Genomic DNA, 15259 nt, shown 5'->3' on the forward strand with positions numbered 1-15259 from the left:
TTATACCTCTTTGGGTTTGATTGCCTTCTGCAGCACTTCAACCAATTTATCGATTGAGGGTAACCCCCCATAGAGCGCCAACTCCTCATTGACAAATAGAGCCGGCAGTGCATCCATCCCGTATCTGTCAAAGAGGGGTCTGAGTTTGCTCATGTCACCGATTTTTTTACCATAATATGCTTCGGTTGCAGTCACAACCTCAATCTCCGCATGAGTGTTTACGGTGCCAAGGGCTTGTTTGACTCTTTTTGTATATTGCTCATCCATCGGTTTGAGTGCTGGGTTACAGCAGGAGGCTGTAAGAATCGTGACTTTCAGATTACTGTCCATAGAGTTGCTTCCCTACCTTTCTGAGGCTTTCGATGCCATAGATGTCGGTTTCAAAGAGGGGAACCTCTCTTCTTAGGAGCCCTTCAAATCGGGTTTCTATTTCTTTAAAGTATTTTTCTTGTGTAGCTCGCCTTTTCTCCAGAAACCAGTTGCCATTAAGAACGTTGGTTGGGATAACTTCGTTAACAATCAATGAGGCGACGTTTATGCCAAACTTGGATAGGTCCTCGACGGCACGAGCGGTCTCCTCAATTGGCAACTTTTCAGGCAGTAGTACGAGGTTGAAGGCGGAGGTTGTTTCGTCTGAGAGGCTTTTTACGGCTTGGTCATAGCGGTTCTTCTCCTGTTTTAGCCCTTCTATTGTGTTTTCGTCTACGCCGCCTAAGGCTTCGGAGAGTTCTTTTCGATTTTTGATTTGGTTAGTCATGTAGCTTGACCAGTCAAAGGGCATTGATAGTTCTCTTAGGGTGTGTCCTGTGGGGGCGGTGTCGAATACGACGTGGTCGTAGTTTTTGTCGCCTAAGTAGGTGACGAACTGGTCGAAGGCTGCCGTTTCTTCTGCGCATGGGGTGCTGATGGCGTCTTTTCCGAGGATTTGGTCAAAATTCTGCATCATGCCTTGGAGGCGGTTTTGGAAGACGCCTGTAGCTTTTTTGGGGTTGATGTTTAAGCCGCAGAGATTTTCGATTTTGTCTATTTTTGTGGTTTCGGTTTCTCCGATTTTTTGTTCGTAGGTTGCGGAGAGGCTGACTGTGGGGTCGGTTGCTACGATTAGTGTGTTGTATCCTTGGTCGGCTAGCCATGTGGCTGTTGCGGCTGCCATGGTTGTTTTTCCGACGCCGCCTTTGCCGCCGAAGAATAGGAATTTTCTTTTTTCTATGATTTTTTTGATGTTGGATTCATTCATTGTTGGTATCTCCAATATCGGATTTACCGATAATGTTATAAGATTTCGTGTTGGTATCCGATACTGGAGAACCCCAAATGCAGCCACCCCAACCCAACATTTCAGGCAATCTACAAGCTAAAATAATGATGCTCCTAAGAGAAGAAGAGCTATGCGGAATCGATATAATGAAACGCCTGCGATTAAAAAGCCCCGGCACAATCTACCCCGTATTAGAAAACCTGCGAACAAAAGGGTTAATTGACTACAAAACCGAAACAAACGGTGCAACACGTAAAAAGATCTATTTCCTCACCGAAACTGGCACAAAAAAGATGCATGACCACCTTACCAGTTCTATGAAATTTTGCTGTGACACATCCAACTATGTTAACAAGATTTTAGGAAACATACAGGGTCTAATAGAAATTAATCGTCACGAAAAAGTGCTCTCCACATTAGACCATAATGAGCTCAAACGTTTTCTGAAGGGTGCCGATATAACGTATTCAAGTGACCTAAAAGTTCCAGCTGATACGTTTGATACTGCGCTGAGCTTTATAGGCGTAGGTTGCTTAATTGGAAATACCGACTCCGATATTACTGACTGCTTAAGGAAGCTCCATGCAAGTTTGAAGAAAGGCGGGCATCTTTTAGCTATCGAAACAGAAAAAACCGATAACATGTTTAGCCAAATCCTCTTTGAAGACGTTTTCGGGTTAAATAAGCCGCCGGGGCTGTGTCGGGATGAATTGAAACAAATTTTGGAGAAGACAGGGTTTAGGGATATTGTAGTTACCGCCAAGATGGGTTTGCTATATGCAACTGCCCAAAAATAATTGATTATAGCGAAAAAAGATGCGGCAAACTCATGCCCGAATTGTTAAAGTTTCCCCGAGTAGCTAAAGTCTAATATATTAACCCACTTTTTTTAGAGTCTCCAAATTCTTACCCATAATTTATTAAACAAAAAGAGTTACTAGCAGCACATCGCTAACTTCATAGCCCCGTGAAAAGGTGAAAAGCTTGAAATATTGTCCTAATTGCGGTACCCCTCTTGTAGAACCAAACCCAAAATTTTGCTCTGAATGTGGCGGGAAATTGAATGTGGAGCAAATTTCAAGCAAGGTTGTTACCTTACCTATGCCCTCTATGTCTGAAGAAGACATTGGGCCTGTTAAGTTAAACACTTACAACCTTGGAGTTGCTTTAGAAAATACAACTGCATCCATTTTGGAGAAAATGGGTTACTCAGTAGAAAAAAGAAAACGTCTACCCACAAAAAGTGGTGCAACAGCTGAAATTGACCTTTTGCTGACTAGAGGTAATAGGCGTAGACTTGTTGAGTGTAAAAATTATGACCCCTCACGGAGTGTGCCCGTATCTGACATGAGAATATTCAAAGATAAGGTGACGGACACGGCATTCTTTCAGGTTTATTTGTAACTAATACGGTTTTCTCAGAAGACGCGGTAAAATGTGCTGATTCAGTCGGAATCGAGCTCTGGGACGGCGATGAACATAAGGAAAAGTTTTACGCCTATTCGATTGGTCGAATTAGAAATCCCAGCTTGATCAATGAACCGATTTTGCCTATTAATCTGGATTTTTCGGCTGCATCAGCCCTTAATCTCAAAAATAGCAATGTCGTACGCTTATTTTCTTCCGTTTTGCTCTTTCATCCTTACATAATGGTAAAGTTCAGGCTCCAAGCTAAACGCGCGGACCCAACTGGGAAAGTACATACCTTTTCGGATAATGGTGTCTATTACGTGGATGCTCTCGATGGAGATATCATAAACTTGGAAAAAAATGTGGTAGACAATGTTTTAGGGTTACTAAAAAGTAAAGAAGAAAAAGTTAGGTCAAAAGAGGATAAGTTAGTCTCTGAAGATTTGGATAATATTCTTCCTGTTTCCAAGCCTGTCCTGTTAAACTCTGATTATAACGTTTCCCCTGCTGAACCCGAAATCACAGAAGAAGACGCTACAAAGATTGTTAAATACCATTTAATTGAAAAAAACAAGCAAGAAGTGTCTTATCAAGTTAAGAAACGAGGCGAAATTGAGACTCATTACTTTTCTTTCGTACCCCGATTGAAGGAAATAAGCATTAGAGGGGTAAGAATGGTGTATGTTCCAAAATGGAATCTTGAGTATGAATCTGGTGACTATAGCTTCTCAAGGAGGTTGTTGGCCTCTTCTGGTCAAATAATAGAAGATGATTTAACCAAATGCCGTAAGTGTACGCTATTACGGAAGGATAGCGTTGCGGTTTGTGAAAAGTGTGGAATTCCACTTTGCGAGAAGCACTTCTATCAAGAAAGCGGTTTGCTATGTGAGGACCATATCTCAGAAACACTCCGGCAAGAAATCAAAGGCAATAGTATGCTTTCAACTTTAAAACGGAAGTTCTTCTGACACTTTTTCCCTTTTTGTACTTTATATACGGGGGTAGATTTCTGAGGTCTCCTATCGGGGCTTCAAAGCCAACAAGTAGCCGCTAAAAAAGCTGTGGGTTTATGTTAAAGTGGCTTGTTAGTTGCTTTTGTCTTTGTATTGTTGCTAGAAAAACTTATATTGTTAGGGGTCTCATTGTGTTGTTCGCATTAATGGAGGATATCTTGATTTGTCAGCAGCATCATCACAAGCAGGCGGTATTCCTATAATGGTCCTTAGGGAAGGTTCGAATAGGAGCCGTGGCAGAGAAGCCCAGCATAGTAACATTATGGCTGCTAAAGTTGTCGCGGAAAGCGTCCGAAGCGCGTTAGGTCCACGCGGTATGGATAAGATGTTGGTGGACAACTTCGGAGACGTCACAGTCACAAGCGACGGCCGCACCATCCTTGACGAAATGGATGTACAGCACCCCGCCGCGAAAATGCTCGTCGAAGTCTCCAAAACCCAAGACAAAGAAGCAGGCGACGGCACCACCTCCGTGGTCATCATCGCTGGCGAACTCCTCAGCCGCGCAGAAGAACTCATAGACAAAAACATTCACCCAACCATAATCATCGACGGCTACCTCAAAGCAGCCGACAAAGCGCTTGAGGTGCTTGACAAAATCGCCCTACCCGTTGATTTAAAATCAGGCGAACTCCTCAAAAAGGCAGCTGCAACTTCGATGGGCAGCAAACTTGTAGCCGAACACAAAGATTACCTTGCAGAGTTGGCAGTTAAAGCCATGCAAGCAGTCGCCGACAAACAACCCGACGGCAGCATCCACGCCGACGTCGATGACGTAAAAGTCGAAAAGAAAACTGGCGAATCCCTCCGCGATACCACACTAATCAACGGCATTGTGCTTGACAAAGAAATCGTCCACTCTGGTATGCCTAAACGCGTCGAAAACGCCAAAATTGCCTTACTTGATACATCGTTAGAAAATGAGAAGCCCGAGATGGATGCCAAACTAAACATCGAAACCCCCGAGCAGATCGAATCCTTCCTTAAACAAGAAGAAATCATGCTAAGAGCTTTAGTTGACAAAATCGTTGCCTCCGGCGCAAACGTGGTTATCTGCCAAAAAGGCATTGATGACATGGTTCAGCATTTCTTGGCGCGCAAAGGCATTATAGCTGTGCGACGTGCCAAAAAATCTGACATGGAAAAACTTTCCCGCGCGACTGGCGGCAAAATTATCAGCAGTCTCGACGCTTTAGCCGCAGCTGATTTAGGTTGTGCAGCTTTGGTTGAGGAGCGTCGTACGGGTGATGATAAGATGACTTATGTTGAGGGATGCAAAAACCCCCGTTCCGTAACGTTGCTTATTCGAGGCGGCACTCAGCGCATGATTGCTGAGGCTGAACGCAGTATCCACGACGCACTCTGTGTCGTCAAAGACCTGCTTGAAGAACCTCGAGTGGTGGCTGGCGGAAGCGCACCTGAAACCGAAATCGCATCGGTTCTGCGCAAATATGCTCAAACCCTTGCGGGTCGGGAGCAGTTGGCAGTGCAGGTTTACGCGGACTCGCTGGAATCCATCGCGACGACTTTGGCGGAGAATGCGGGGTTGGATCCTGTGGATATTTTATCTCAGTTACGTGCGGCGCATGAGGCTGGTCAGGTTTGGGCTGGCATCAACATTGCCGAGGGCAAAGTCGTTGATATCACCAAGCTGGAGGTTTATGAGCCGCTCGCAGTCAAAAAGCAAATAATCAAATCCGCAACGGATGCAGCAACTATGATTCTAAAAATCGACGATGTGATTTCGTCGGCTAAGATGAAGTCTCCTCCTATGCCACCTGGAGGAGGTATGCCTGGCGGCGGTATGGGCATGGGCGGTATGGGTGGATATCCAGGCATGGAGTAAAATTATGTCACAAAAAATTAGTGTAGGACCCCCAAAAATTACTCGCTTCGAGAAAGCCCGCATCGTAGGCGCACGGGCATTGCAAATCTCGATGGGAGCACCAATCCTCGTAGACGCAGAAGAAAACACCAACCCAATCGACATCGCACTGTCCGAATTGGACGCAGGCATCTTGCCCATCACCATCCGACGAACACTGCCCGACGGCACATTCCAAGACATTCCCCTCAAATGGCTCGCCTAAAAGCCAACTCTTTCCTTTTCTAACCTATTTCTACTCAACAGCTTGTTTGCAGGGTAGCGATAGCTCAGAAGCCCTAACCCCAATCCTGTTTAAAGCTGGGATTTCTACTGGTTTTCAACATGCTAATGAGCTTGTTTTCAGCCAATAGTGACCTACCCCTCTCAGGTTTCTACATAGAACCACTAATAGGATCCAAATATGCCTGCTGTGCTCCCTCCCCCTCTATCGTTTTCTGCATGGGTTGGATATTAGGATCCAAATAGACGCCAAATCATGTAGCCACCGAGTTGACTTTACTGGGCTTTTTAGGTTTGCAGCTTTTGCGTTTCTAAATCGAAGATTTCGCCACACTGAATGCGTAGGTTAGAGTTTTTGTTGTGTTTGTTTTAGGATTCTCTGGATTTGTTTCCAGTGTGAGCCTTGCCAATAGACTTGTTTGCAGTGGGGGCATTGCCAGAATTGGTTGTAGTTGTTGTAGGTGCCTTTTTGGAGTCGGTCGGCGAGTTGCTCTTTAGGTGCTGACTCGAGGGGCGTGTTGCATAGGGGGCAGTTGGCTTGGTTCATGTTTACGTTGAGAGGTACGCCGTAGCGTTTTGCCACAACTGTCAATCGTCCCGATTCGGTTTGGTCGTCCACGTAGAAGGTGTCTAGTCCTCGGCTGTTGGCGCGTTTGTAGAGTTCCAAATCCCTCGTCAATAGCGCCCGCTGTTCTTTTTTGGCTAATTCTAAAAGTTCATTATCGCTTAACTGAGTAGAGTAAACTACGTCTTGCCCTAACATGCGTAGCCAACGTGCTAATCCTCCGAGCATTCCATCCAAAAGAAATCTCAGGTTGCCCCTCCCCGAATCACGCTGCCGCTTCCGGGTTTCGCGACGATTTGTCCATCCTCAAACACAACTTGCCCTGCCACGATGGTTTTGAGGACTTTGCCGTTGGCGTCCCAGCCGTTGTAGGGGCTGAATTTGGCTTTAGATTTGAATTTGGAGGCGTCAATTTTGAATTGGCAACCAAAGTCCACGATGACTAAGTCGGCGGCTTTGCCTTGTTCGAGTACGCCGCGGTCGGTTAGGTTGAAGGTTTGGGCTGGTTTTTCTGCTAACAGCTTTCCAACTTGGCTAAAGGTTAGCTTGTTTTTCCGTACCATCGTTAGCATCAATGGCAGGGTGGTTTCGAGCCCGGGTACGCCGACTTTGATGTCCCAAACGCTGCTAGCATTCTTCTCATCAATCGTGTGGGGAGCGTGGTCAGAGCCTATCGCATCTACGGTGCCTTCGGCTATACCTTTCCAGAGGGCATCCACTTGAACCTTATCACGGACGGGCGGCGCCATAATTGCTAAGCCTCTGTAACTGTTCAAGTCGTCGGTGGTTAACATAAGGTGGTTGGGGGTGACTTCACAAGTTACCGTTCGCTCTGCCTTTTTGGCTTGGGCGATGGCTTCTAAGCCGTCTTTGGTGGAGACGTGGCAAAACTGCAAACGCACATCCGTGCCCTCGCTGAGTCTAAGCATTCTTTGAATAGCTGTTACCTCAACGTTTTCCAGATGAGCACGTGAGAAATCGGCAAGCGCAGTCTTCTTGGCTTGCTTAAGCTTCGCCTCGTTTGTTGCCAACATTATCCTGTCTTCAGCGTGAACCGCCAAGGGAACCTTTGATTCGCCCACGGCTTTGCATGCTTCCCTTAGCGCCTCGTCGTCGTCCACGTTTACGCCGCCTGTTTGGTTGCCCATAAACAGCTTAAACCCAACTGCCCCCTCTGAAACGATGGTTTTGACTTCGGCAAGGTTGGTGGGGAACTCAGAGTAGAAGCCCACGTTAACTAGGATTTTGTGTTTGGCAAGCTCCATGCGGTTGCGTAGGGTTCGGGTGCTCATGGTTATGGGGTCATTGTTGGGCATATCCAGTACGGTGGTGAAGCCGCCTGCTGCCGCTGCTGCGGTGCCTGTGTTGAAGTCTTCTTTGTAGGCTCTGCCCTCATCTCGTAGATGTACATGCTCATCAATCAGCCCCGGCAACACCAGATGGTTGTGGAGGTCGATTTTTTGGTCGGCGTTGGGCATGTGGGTTTCTTTGCCGATTTTTTGTATTTTGCCTTCTTCGAGTGCGAGGCTGCAGTCTACGATGTCTCCGTGGAGGAGGGCTTTGGCGTTAGTGAAGACAGAATCAACAATCACAACTGTTCACGGTTAGCAATAGCGGTTGGTTTGTTAATTAAAGTTTATCAAGTGTGTTAGCCGAATTTTTCTAGGACTTGTCTTCCGAAGTCTGTTATCATAGTCGCGTAGAACTCGTAGGGGGGACGGTTCATGGAAGCGGTTGATATGTCTATCAACAGCGATTTTGCCAACACTTTGACTGAGTAGTTGATGTCTTCTGGGGTTAAGCCCGTTTTAATGTGGATTTCTTCACCTTTGACAAAAATTCCTTTGTTGGTTTCTGCGAGGGCTTCGAGAACTTTTTTGGCTGTCATATCAATCATGTTAAAATCTTCTAAGTCAAACGTTTCAGACAACTCAAAACCTCAACTAAAACTATGAGTGCATTGCCATAAAAACCATTTCAAACGGGTCATCTGGGTTTTTCTGTGCCTCGGGCAACAGAGCGGGAATTGTTAAATTACTTCTGTCAAGCCAGATGATTTAGCCGAGTTTAACGGTTTGCATTGCTTGGCTATCAGGCTTTCTTCAGCGATGGTTTTGGATAATCCCAACGCTAAGCTATCCGCGATTCTTTCCCACATTTCGATTTTCTCAAGCGTAAACATGCCCCTACGTTTATCGTTTAGCTGCAAAAGCCCCAACCGATTACTTCCAACCCGCAGCGCAATCAATGCAACTGATTCGTATCCTTCACCGTTGCAGCGGTTGCGTGTTCGGGTTTGACGGTCCTTATCGGTTGTGGAGGAGAGGAGTTCGCTTGTGCCATTTGTCCAGAAGCTTCCTTTCTTGGTGAAAAACCCTTTTGTGGGGTCAAATCGGCCGCATATGACGTTTCCACACATGCATTCAAGAATGGGGTCGCCTTTTGTGTCGCGGACAAGGCAGCCTGCTTCATCTCTAGTGCAGAGGTGATTTTCTAATAGAATATGTTCTGGGGGAAAACCGCGTGTCTCATAATAAGGGTAATCCTCTCCTTGTTTTAGCCTGATGCCCACCGCGTCGCAGCCCGACTGCTTTTGGAAGAAATCCACGGTTAACCTGATTAATTCCTGTGTGTCGGAGGTTTGGTTGGCGAATTTTAAGAATTCAATCATTAACTGTTGTTCTGCTTCATACTTCTTGCGATCAGAGATGTCTTCATATAACATTGCAAGATAGCCTTTTCTGGGCGTATAAACCGAAACGTGAAGCCATCGGTTACGCGATTTAAAGAAGCCTTCAAAGTCCTCGGCTTTTCCAGTGCGAGCAACTCTTGAGTATACTTTTAGAAATTCAGGGTTAATTCCCTCAATGTTCGGGATAGCTTTTGTGACTCTTTTTCCAATTACTGTTTCGCGTTTTAGTCCCATTATTTTTTCGTAGGCTTCGTTAACTTGGAGGATCACTAAATCTGTCAGTTCGCCATTTTGGAAGACGATTTTGCTATAGCAAAAACCGTTTAGCATGTGTTTAAAGAGCTGGTCAAATTGTGTTTTGGTTCGCTTAAATGATAGTGCAGTTGGTTCTATTGCCGCGGACCATGCTTCGTTGAAGTAGCTCTGTGATAGTTCAACAAAACTTGGATTATTCGAGTACACCGCGTGTGCTTTGTTATCTTCAGTTTGCATGTTTGTTAGCAGGAGGCTTTCTTTTTGGTCAAAAGTCAACAACGAAAAGGGCGGCAGGATGTTGATCCCTCGACATTCAATAAGGGAATTTTTCTGCAACTCAAGCATCTGTTTAGATAAGGAGTTGGGTTTAGACTTCTCCACTACAACCTTGATTTGTACTTCTTTGTTCAAGTTTTTTTCAGCTATTAAGTCAATAAATTGTGTGAGGGTTTTTTGATTAGAAATTATGCAGATCGATTGCTTGGCTTTTTGTATAAGCTTTCCTAGCCTGTTGGAGAACGCTACTCCATCAGGCACTAAAATAAGCTGGCTCGAATCTAAGGGCTGCTTGTCTGTTAGATACTTATCGTACTCTCTGATAAGATGTTGTGTGGCTTCTTTTATTTCTCGGTTTTCAGCTTCCCGATGCTCCATCAAAAGCGATACAACTTTGGGCAATGGAAGAAGTTCATATTTTGTAGGTGTAGAGAGAATCTTTTCAACTATGCCTTTTGCTTCAAGCTCAAGCACTACCCGATAGGTGTCTGGGCGCGCTATGCCTGAAACCTGAGCAATCTCGCTGATAGTACAGGAACCAAGTTGTGCAAGTATTAGGCAAATTTTTGCTTGCGTGCCGCTGAGTCCCAGACTCACTAAAGCCTTAATCCCGTCTTCTGTGACATGCATACGGGTCGTGTGATTGTGGATGGTTCTCTTATTTATTGTTTTTCAGATTACGAAGATTTCTCAAATAATGTTTCTTTGAGCTGTTGTTGGCGTCTCCAACAGCAAGAACTTAAAACATTTTTGCAGCGCATAGGCTGGATGGGAGGTATATCCTCCTAAAAATAAAGGAAAAAAAACAAATGTCAAACATTTATAGCAAAAAAAGATTTTCTCTAAACAAATCCGCAATCACTTCTGCCGCATTGATTCTGCTACTTGCCCTGAGCACTTTAGCCATGACAATACCCCAAATCAACGGACAATCAGTCACTCCAACAATGACCGTACCCCAATGGACCTACATTAACGCTTTTCCATCACCAGTCGGCGTCGGCCAAACCATCAGCATTCTAGTCTGGACCGCAAACTTGCCCCCCACAGGAAGCGGCGCATACGGCGACCGCTGGTCCCAGAAAGTGGTAATAACAGACCCCTCCGGACAGAACACAACAATCGGACCCCAGTGGTCTGACTCAGTAGGCGACATCTTCGTAACCTTCACTCCAACCGTTGCAGGCAACTACACTTTCCAAGGCTTCACTGAAGGCAAACTAATTGATGAAACACCCAACGGTGTTGACCCCGTAGCAGTCGCAAACCTCTCTCCATCCCAACAAGCTGCTGCTCAAACCTATGCAACAGCCAACGGAGTATCGCTTGCTGAAGGTCAAAAATCTGTTATTGCAGGCGCAAACTGGCACAGATACTATAGCGCAAGCCAGTCTGACCCCGTTACAGTCACTGTTTCAGAACAGCAAATTCCACAACAGATAAGCTACCCCTTACCATCCGATTACTGGACTCAACCCGTCAGTCAAGCTGGTCACCAGAGCTGGGCTTACCTCACTGGCGACTGGCTAGGTCAAGGTATCGCCCCTAACTACTTCGGCACTCAGATGCCCCAAAACAACATCGGCGGCATCATCAACGATTACATGCAGCCCCCAACCACTGCCCACATTGCATGGAGTAAACCCATTAACTTCGGCGGAGTCGCAGGCAACCCACAGCAACTAATCAACGGCGGAGACAACTACTATGGCTACCAATCATACGAAACCATGTTCGCAAACTGCATTATTATGAACGGCTTCCTCTACTACAACACCCCCAACCCACCAGAATACGGTTTCAAATGCGTCGACCTAAACACAGGACAAGACGTATGGTACCAAAACGGAACCAACGCATGGACAGGAACAGTCAACATGGGCAGCGGAGCAAGCCTAAACCCGATTCAAATAGGCAGCTTCAACAAGAACTACTACCCGCAACTATCTTTCGGACAAGAAATGGACTTTGAATCACCCAACCAACACGGAACCATCGACACTCTCTGGTCAATTTGGACAGCAAACAACGGATCAAGCGTCTGGTCAGCATTTGACCCCTTCACCGGCAACTGGATATGTAACCTATGGAACGTTCCCAGCTACTCAACCACATTTGGCTCTCCAGCCTTAACCACCGACCAAAACGGTAACATGATCATCTACAGCGTCAACAACTCTACTAAACAATTAACCGTCTGGAACAGCACTGCCGTCTTCGTTAACCAATACGAAACAGCTGCACTAATCAGAAATGGCAGCGTCAACTATGGCAGCTCCTCTAACAGCTACTGGTTCTATAGACCCGCATTAGGTGCCCAAATTGACGCGAGAATCGGCGGCATCAAAACCTACAACCTCACTGGAACCATTCCCAACACACCAAGCAGTCCATTCCTCTTCGCTGTTGACCAAGCCGACGGTATCCTCATCTACAGCACCCTGCCAAACACCCTTGGCACAGCATCCTACCCAACACCAGCCAACTACGTCCAATACGCAATCGGCATCGGCCAAGACAACATCGGTCAGGTTGTATGGTCAGTGACAGCTCCACGTCCAGGCAACTTAACCATGTGGTTTAACCAGAACAACTTAGGCAACGGAGTCTTTGCAATGATGCAAAAAGAAACCCGCATATGGATGGGTTTCAGCACCAAGACAGGTCAACAAATCTGGAGCACAAAAGAAGCAGAAACCTCTAACCACATGTATGGCATAAGCGGCGGCATCTACAACGGTACTCTATACAGCGGTGACGCAAGCGGCACAGGCGGAAAAGTATACGCATACGGTGTCAAAGACGGCTCATTAAAGTTCGTTTACAATTCAGCCCCAATGGGATATGACGGTTACTGGGCATATGCACCAGCTTCAATCTCAGCCTTCTCATCAAACAACATCTTCACCAGCAGCGCTGAACACAGCCCCGGACCCAACCTTGAAGCAGCCGAATACCTCCAAGACATTGACGCTATAACAGGTCAACAAATCTGGAACATCACCTTCTTCAAAGGAGGAACACTAGCGCTCGCCAGCGGCTATCTTGTATCATTAAACGAATTCGACAACCAAATCTACGCTTTCGGTAAAGGACCAACTCAGACAACACTACAAACACCCTTAAGCGGAGTAATTAACGGACAAAGCTTGCTTATACAAGGAACAGTCATGGACATTTCCCCCGGCACAAAGCAGTCCCAAATCGCCCTACGATTCCCAGGCGGCGTACCAGCAGTCAGCGACTCAAGCCAAACAGGATGGATGGAATACGTCTACTACCAGAACCCCGAGCCAACCAACGCAGTCGGTGTCGACGTCTCCGTGATGGTATTTGACCCCAACGGAAACATGATTGATGCAGGCACAACTCACAGCGACGCAAGCGGCAATTACGCTCTAGAAATCACCCCCGAAATGACCGCTGCAGGCCCCGGAATGTACACCGTCGTCTCATCATTCGAAGGTTCAGGCGCTTACTATCCATCACAAGCAGAATCATCCTTCGTAGTTAACGCTGAAGCATCAACCCCCACACCAACCACTGCACCTCCAACACTAAACGCCAGCGACCTAATGATGTACCTCGCAATCAGCGTCGTAGCAATAATCATCGCCATCGCAATAGCAACAGTTCTCATCCTAAGAAAACACCCATAAACCAAAAAAAATCCCCTCATCCTTTCTCTTTTTTTGTTTTGTCTTCTGGAAAGAAAATACCTTTAAGCTTAGAACACCCGAAAATAACATAGACCAATGAAAAGAACAGCAATCTGCCAAATTTTGATAACTTTCATAATATTTTTTTGCGTTTTAGCAAGCGTTGCCTTTGCGGCGCAAACCCCCGAGGCTTGGCCCATGTTTCACGCTGACCTTAGCCATACAGGCTACTCCGCATCTTCGGCGCCAAAGAGTAATCAGACTTTGTGGGCGTTTAACACGGGGGGACAGATGGGTTCCCCTACCGTCGTCGACGGAGTAGTGTTTGTGGGTTCTTATGACCACAAAATCTACGCTTTCAACGCCTCCAACGGAGCAGTTATCTGGAGCTACCTAACGGGTGGAATAGTAATTTCCCAGCCCGCTGTTGTCGCGGGGGTGGTTTATGTGGGTTCTGAGGACCACAACCTCTATGCCCTCCGCGTCCAAGACGGAACCAAAATCTGGAACTATACAACTGGCTACTATGTGGACTGCGACCCCCTCGTAGCAAACGGCGTCGTCTATTTTGGTTCAGAGGACAACCACATTTACGCCCTCAACGCAGACACCGGTGCCTACATCTGGAGTTACCAAACAGGCGACAAAATTATGCTCTCCTCACCCGCCCTATGCGACGGTGTCCTCTTCATCGGTTCTCAAGACGGCAACTCTACGCGCTAAACGCCACCGACGGCACACAAGTCTGGAGTTACCAAACAAGCCATCAGGTGGTGTCCTCTCCAGCCTGTAGCGGCGGCTTGGTGTTTGTGGCTTCAGCGGATGGCTCCCTCTACGCTTTAGACGCCTCAAATGGCACCTCAGTTTGGAACTACATTACAGGCGGACCCATCTATTCTTCGCCCACCGTAACTGACGGGTTAGTCTATTTTGGATCCCAAGACGGTGCCCTCTACGCCTTAAACTTGTCCGATGGGGCAGAAGCTTGGAGTTACCCAACTGGCGGTGCGGTTGCATCTGCCCCCACAGTGGCTGGCGGCTTGGTTTATTTTGGTTCCCAAAACAATAATCTCTACTCACTTGACGCTTCAACTGGCGCTTTGCAGTGGACTTACAGGGTATGCGACATAGTGATTAGCCGCCCAGCAGTTGCTGACGGCGTCGTGTTTTTTGGTTCATTTGACGGCAGCTTCTACGCGTTAAACGCCAACGATGGGGGGGTACCTTTGGAGCTACGCTACAGGCAGCAAAATCGACTCTTCCCCTACAGTTGTGGGTGGCGTGGTGTTTTTCGGTTCGCATGATGGCAAAGTGGATGCCCTGAATGCTTCGACGGGGCTAATGATTGATACGGAGTTGCATGGGCAACTGGTTTGGAGCTACCAAACGCAGGATATGATTATGTTTTCGGCGCCAGCAGTGGTTGACGGCGTGGTTTATGTGGGCTCCTACGATGACAACGTTTATGCGCTTAACGCCACCGACGGAAGCTACCTCTGGAGTTACCGCACGGGTGACCCTGTTGTGTCTTCGCCTGCCGTTGTGGATGGCGTGGTTTATGTGGGTTCAGATGACCACAAAGTCTATGCGATAGACGCCTCCAACGGCGGGCTCATCTGGTCTTATTTGACAGGCGGCGAAGTCGCTTCTTCACCTGCTGTGGCAGACGGAGCCGTCTATTTTGGTTCCTATGACGGTAACATGTATGCGCTTGACGCTTCCCTTGGTGACTGCCTCTGGCTCTACGAGACGGGTGGTATGATTGTGTCTTCGCCTGCAGTAGCCGACGGCAGGATTTTTGTGGGCTCCTACAATCACGTACTATACGCGTTTGGCTCGTTAGCTGACCAGCAATCCTCTGTCTTGCCTTTTACAACGTTAGCGGTTGCTATTGTTGTGGGCGTTGTCTTTTTGGGGCTTGTTTGGCTGGTTCTGTCACGGAAAAAATCTGAAGCGACATCCGCTGTTAGTTAAACCTGAATTTCTGGTTTAGGGTCTCTTAATTTTCTCGCAAGTTCCTCTTT

At 46.9% G+C, this 15259-nt stretch carries 15 protein-coding genes; 9 read left to right on the top strand and 6 right to left on the bottom strand.

The features are described from left to right. The gene (locus NWE92_02135; protein ID MCW4028430.1) at positions 1 to 330 is read right to left on the bottom strand and encodes a thioredoxin family protein; all 330 of its coding nucleotides are present in this window, start codon (positions 328 to 330) and stop codon (positions 1 to 3) included. After that, entirely contained in the window at positions 320 to 1237 is a 918-nt protein-coding gene (locus NWE92_02140) for an arsenical pump-driving ATPase GET3 (GenBank protein ID MCW4028431.1), read from the bottom strand. Before NWE92_02140 ends, NWE92_02135 begins: the two co-directional genes overlap by 11 nt. A 77-nt stretch (positions 1238 to 1314) precedes the next feature. On the opposite strand from NWE92_02140, the gene NWE92_02145 reads away from it, so the two are divergent. The 5 genes from NWE92_02145 to NWE92_02165 all read left to right on the top strand — a co-directional run bounded on the left by NWE92_02145 (position 1315) and on the right by NWE92_02165 (position 5771). Continuing rightward, a complete protein-coding gene (locus tag NWE92_02145) occupies positions 1315 to 2055 on the top strand; it encodes a PadR family transcriptional regulator (GenBank protein ID MCW4028432.1) in 741 nt (246 codons plus the stop codon). Between the two features lie 187 nt (positions 2056 to 2242). Further along, positions 2243 to 2662, top strand: coding sequence for a zinc ribbon domain-containing protein (locus NWE92_02150; protein ID MCW4028433.1), 420 nt, complete (start codon positions 2243 to 2245; stop codon positions 2660 to 2662). A gap of 125 nt (positions 2663 to 2787) precedes the next feature. Then, positions 2788 to 3636 carry a hypothetical protein gene (locus tag NWE92_02155; protein ID MCW4028434.1) on the top strand — a complete coding sequence of 283 codons (849 nt, stop codon included), beginning with the start codon at positions 2788 to 2790 and terminating at the stop codon, positions 3634 to 3636. A 208-nt stretch (positions 3637 to 3844) separates the two neighbouring features. Continuing rightward, a complete protein-coding gene (gene thsB, locus NWE92_02160; protein MCW4028435.1) occupies positions 3845 to 5527 on the top strand; it encodes a thermosome subunit beta in 1683 nt (560 codons plus the stop codon). 4 nt (positions 5528 to 5531) lie between these two features. Then, a complete protein-coding gene (locus NWE92_02165; protein MCW4028436.1) occupies positions 5532 to 5771 on the top strand; it encodes a DNA-directed RNA polymerase subunit K in 240 nt (79 codons plus the stop codon). 363 nt (positions 5772 to 6134) lie between these two features. Here the strand turns inward: NWE92_02165 and NWE92_02170 are convergent, their stop codons facing one another. The 4 genes from NWE92_02170 to NWE92_02185 all read right to left on the bottom strand — a co-directional run bounded on the left by NWE92_02170 (position 6135) and on the right by NWE92_02185 (position 10206). Continuing rightward, entirely contained in the window at positions 6135 to 6590 is a 456-nt protein-coding gene (locus NWE92_02170; protein MCW4028437.1) for a Mut7-C RNAse domain-containing protein, read from the bottom strand. Positions 6591 to 6598: 8 nt separating this feature from the next. Then, positions 6599 to 7945 carry a dihydroorotase family protein gene (locus NWE92_02175; GenBank protein ID MCW4028438.1) on the bottom strand — a complete coding sequence of 449 codons (1347 nt, stop codon included), beginning with the start codon at positions 7943 to 7945 and terminating at the stop codon, positions 6599 to 6601. Positions 7946 to 8001: 56 nt separating this feature from the next. Next, on the bottom strand, positions 8002 to 8283 hold the full coding sequence (locus NWE92_02180; GenBank protein ID MCW4028439.1) for a hypothetical protein: 282 nt from the start codon (positions 8281 to 8283) through the stop codon (positions 8002 to 8004). Positions 8284 to 8382: 99 nt separating this feature from the next. After that, a complete protein-coding gene (locus NWE92_02185) occupies positions 8383 to 10206 on the bottom strand; it encodes a PAS domain S-box protein (protein ID MCW4028440.1) in 1824 nt (607 codons plus the stop codon). Between the two features lie 179 nt (positions 10207 to 10385). On the opposite strand from NWE92_02185, the gene NWE92_02190 reads away from it, so the two are divergent. The 4 genes from NWE92_02190 to NWE92_02205 all read left to right on the top strand — a co-directional run bounded on the left by NWE92_02190 (position 10386) and on the right by NWE92_02205 (position 15209). Further along, the gene (locus NWE92_02190; protein MCW4028441.1) at positions 10386 to 13235 is read left to right on the top strand and encodes a hypothetical protein; all 2850 of its coding nucleotides are present in this window, start codon (positions 10386 to 10388) and stop codon (positions 13233 to 13235) included. A gap of 96 nt (positions 13236 to 13331) precedes the next feature. Further along, positions 13332 to 13958, top strand: a complete 627-nt coding sequence (locus NWE92_02195; protein MCW4028442.1) for a PQQ-binding-like beta-propeller repeat protein — start codon at positions 13332 to 13334, stop codon at positions 13956 to 13958. Next, positions 13907 to 14539: a PQQ-like beta-propeller repeat protein gene (locus NWE92_02200; protein ID MCW4028443.1), complete on the top strand. Its 633-nt coding sequence runs from the start codon at positions 13907 to 13909 to the stop codon at positions 14537 to 14539. The genes NWE92_02195 and NWE92_02200 overlap by 52 nt, the downstream gene beginning before the upstream one ends. Continuing rightward, positions 14448 to 15209 (top strand): PQQ-binding-like beta-propeller repeat protein, encoded by a 762-nt coding sequence (locus NWE92_02205; GenBank protein ID MCW4028444.1) that lies wholly within the window; start codon positions 14448 to 14450, stop codon positions 15207 to 15209. Before NWE92_02200 ends, NWE92_02205 begins: the two co-directional genes overlap by 92 nt. Positions 15210 to 15259: the final 50 nt, after the last annotated feature.

Source organism: Candidatus Bathyarchaeota archaeon, assembly GCA_026014745.1.
Classification (GTDB): domain Archaea; phylum Thermoproteota; class Bathyarchaeia; order Bathyarchaeales; family Bathycorpusculaceae; genus Bathycorpusculum.

Excerpts from the sequence above, each read along its gene's own strand:
- NWE92_02195 (MCW4028442.1), top strand. The coding sequence starts at position 13,332 with ATGAAAAGAACAGCAATCTGCCAAATTTTGATAACTTTCATAATATTT.
- NWE92_02135 (MCW4028430.1), bottom strand. The coding sequence starts at position 330 with ATGGACAGTAATCTGAAAGTCACGATTCTTACAGCCTCCTGCTGTAAC.
- NWE92_02145 (MCW4028432.1), top strand. The coding sequence starts at position 1,315 with ATGCAGCCACCCCAACCCAACATTTCAGGCAATCTACAAGCTAAAATA.
- NWE92_02185 (MCW4028440.1), bottom strand. The coding sequence starts at position 10,206 with ATGCATGTCACAGAAGACGGGATTAAGGCTTTAGTGAGTCTGGGACTC.
- NWE92_02205 (MCW4028444.1), top strand. The coding sequence starts at position 14,448 with ATGGGGGGGTACCTTTGGAGCTACGCTACAGGCAGCAAAATCGACTCT.
- NWE92_02200 (MCW4028443.1), top strand. The coding sequence starts at position 13,907 with ATGCGACGGTGTCCTCTTCATCGGTTCTCAAGACGGCAACTCTACGCG.
- NWE92_02140 (MCW4028431.1), bottom strand. The coding sequence starts at position 1,237 with ATGAATGAATCCAACATCAAAAAAATCATAGAAAAAAGAAAATTCCTA.
- NWE92_02190 (MCW4028441.1), top strand. The coding sequence starts at position 10,386 with ATGTCAAACATTTATAGCAAAAAAAGATTTTCTCTAAACAAATCCGCA.
- NWE92_02165 (MCW4028436.1), top strand. The coding sequence starts at position 5,532 with ATGTCACAAAAAATTAGTGTAGGACCCCCAAAAATTACTCGCTTCGAG.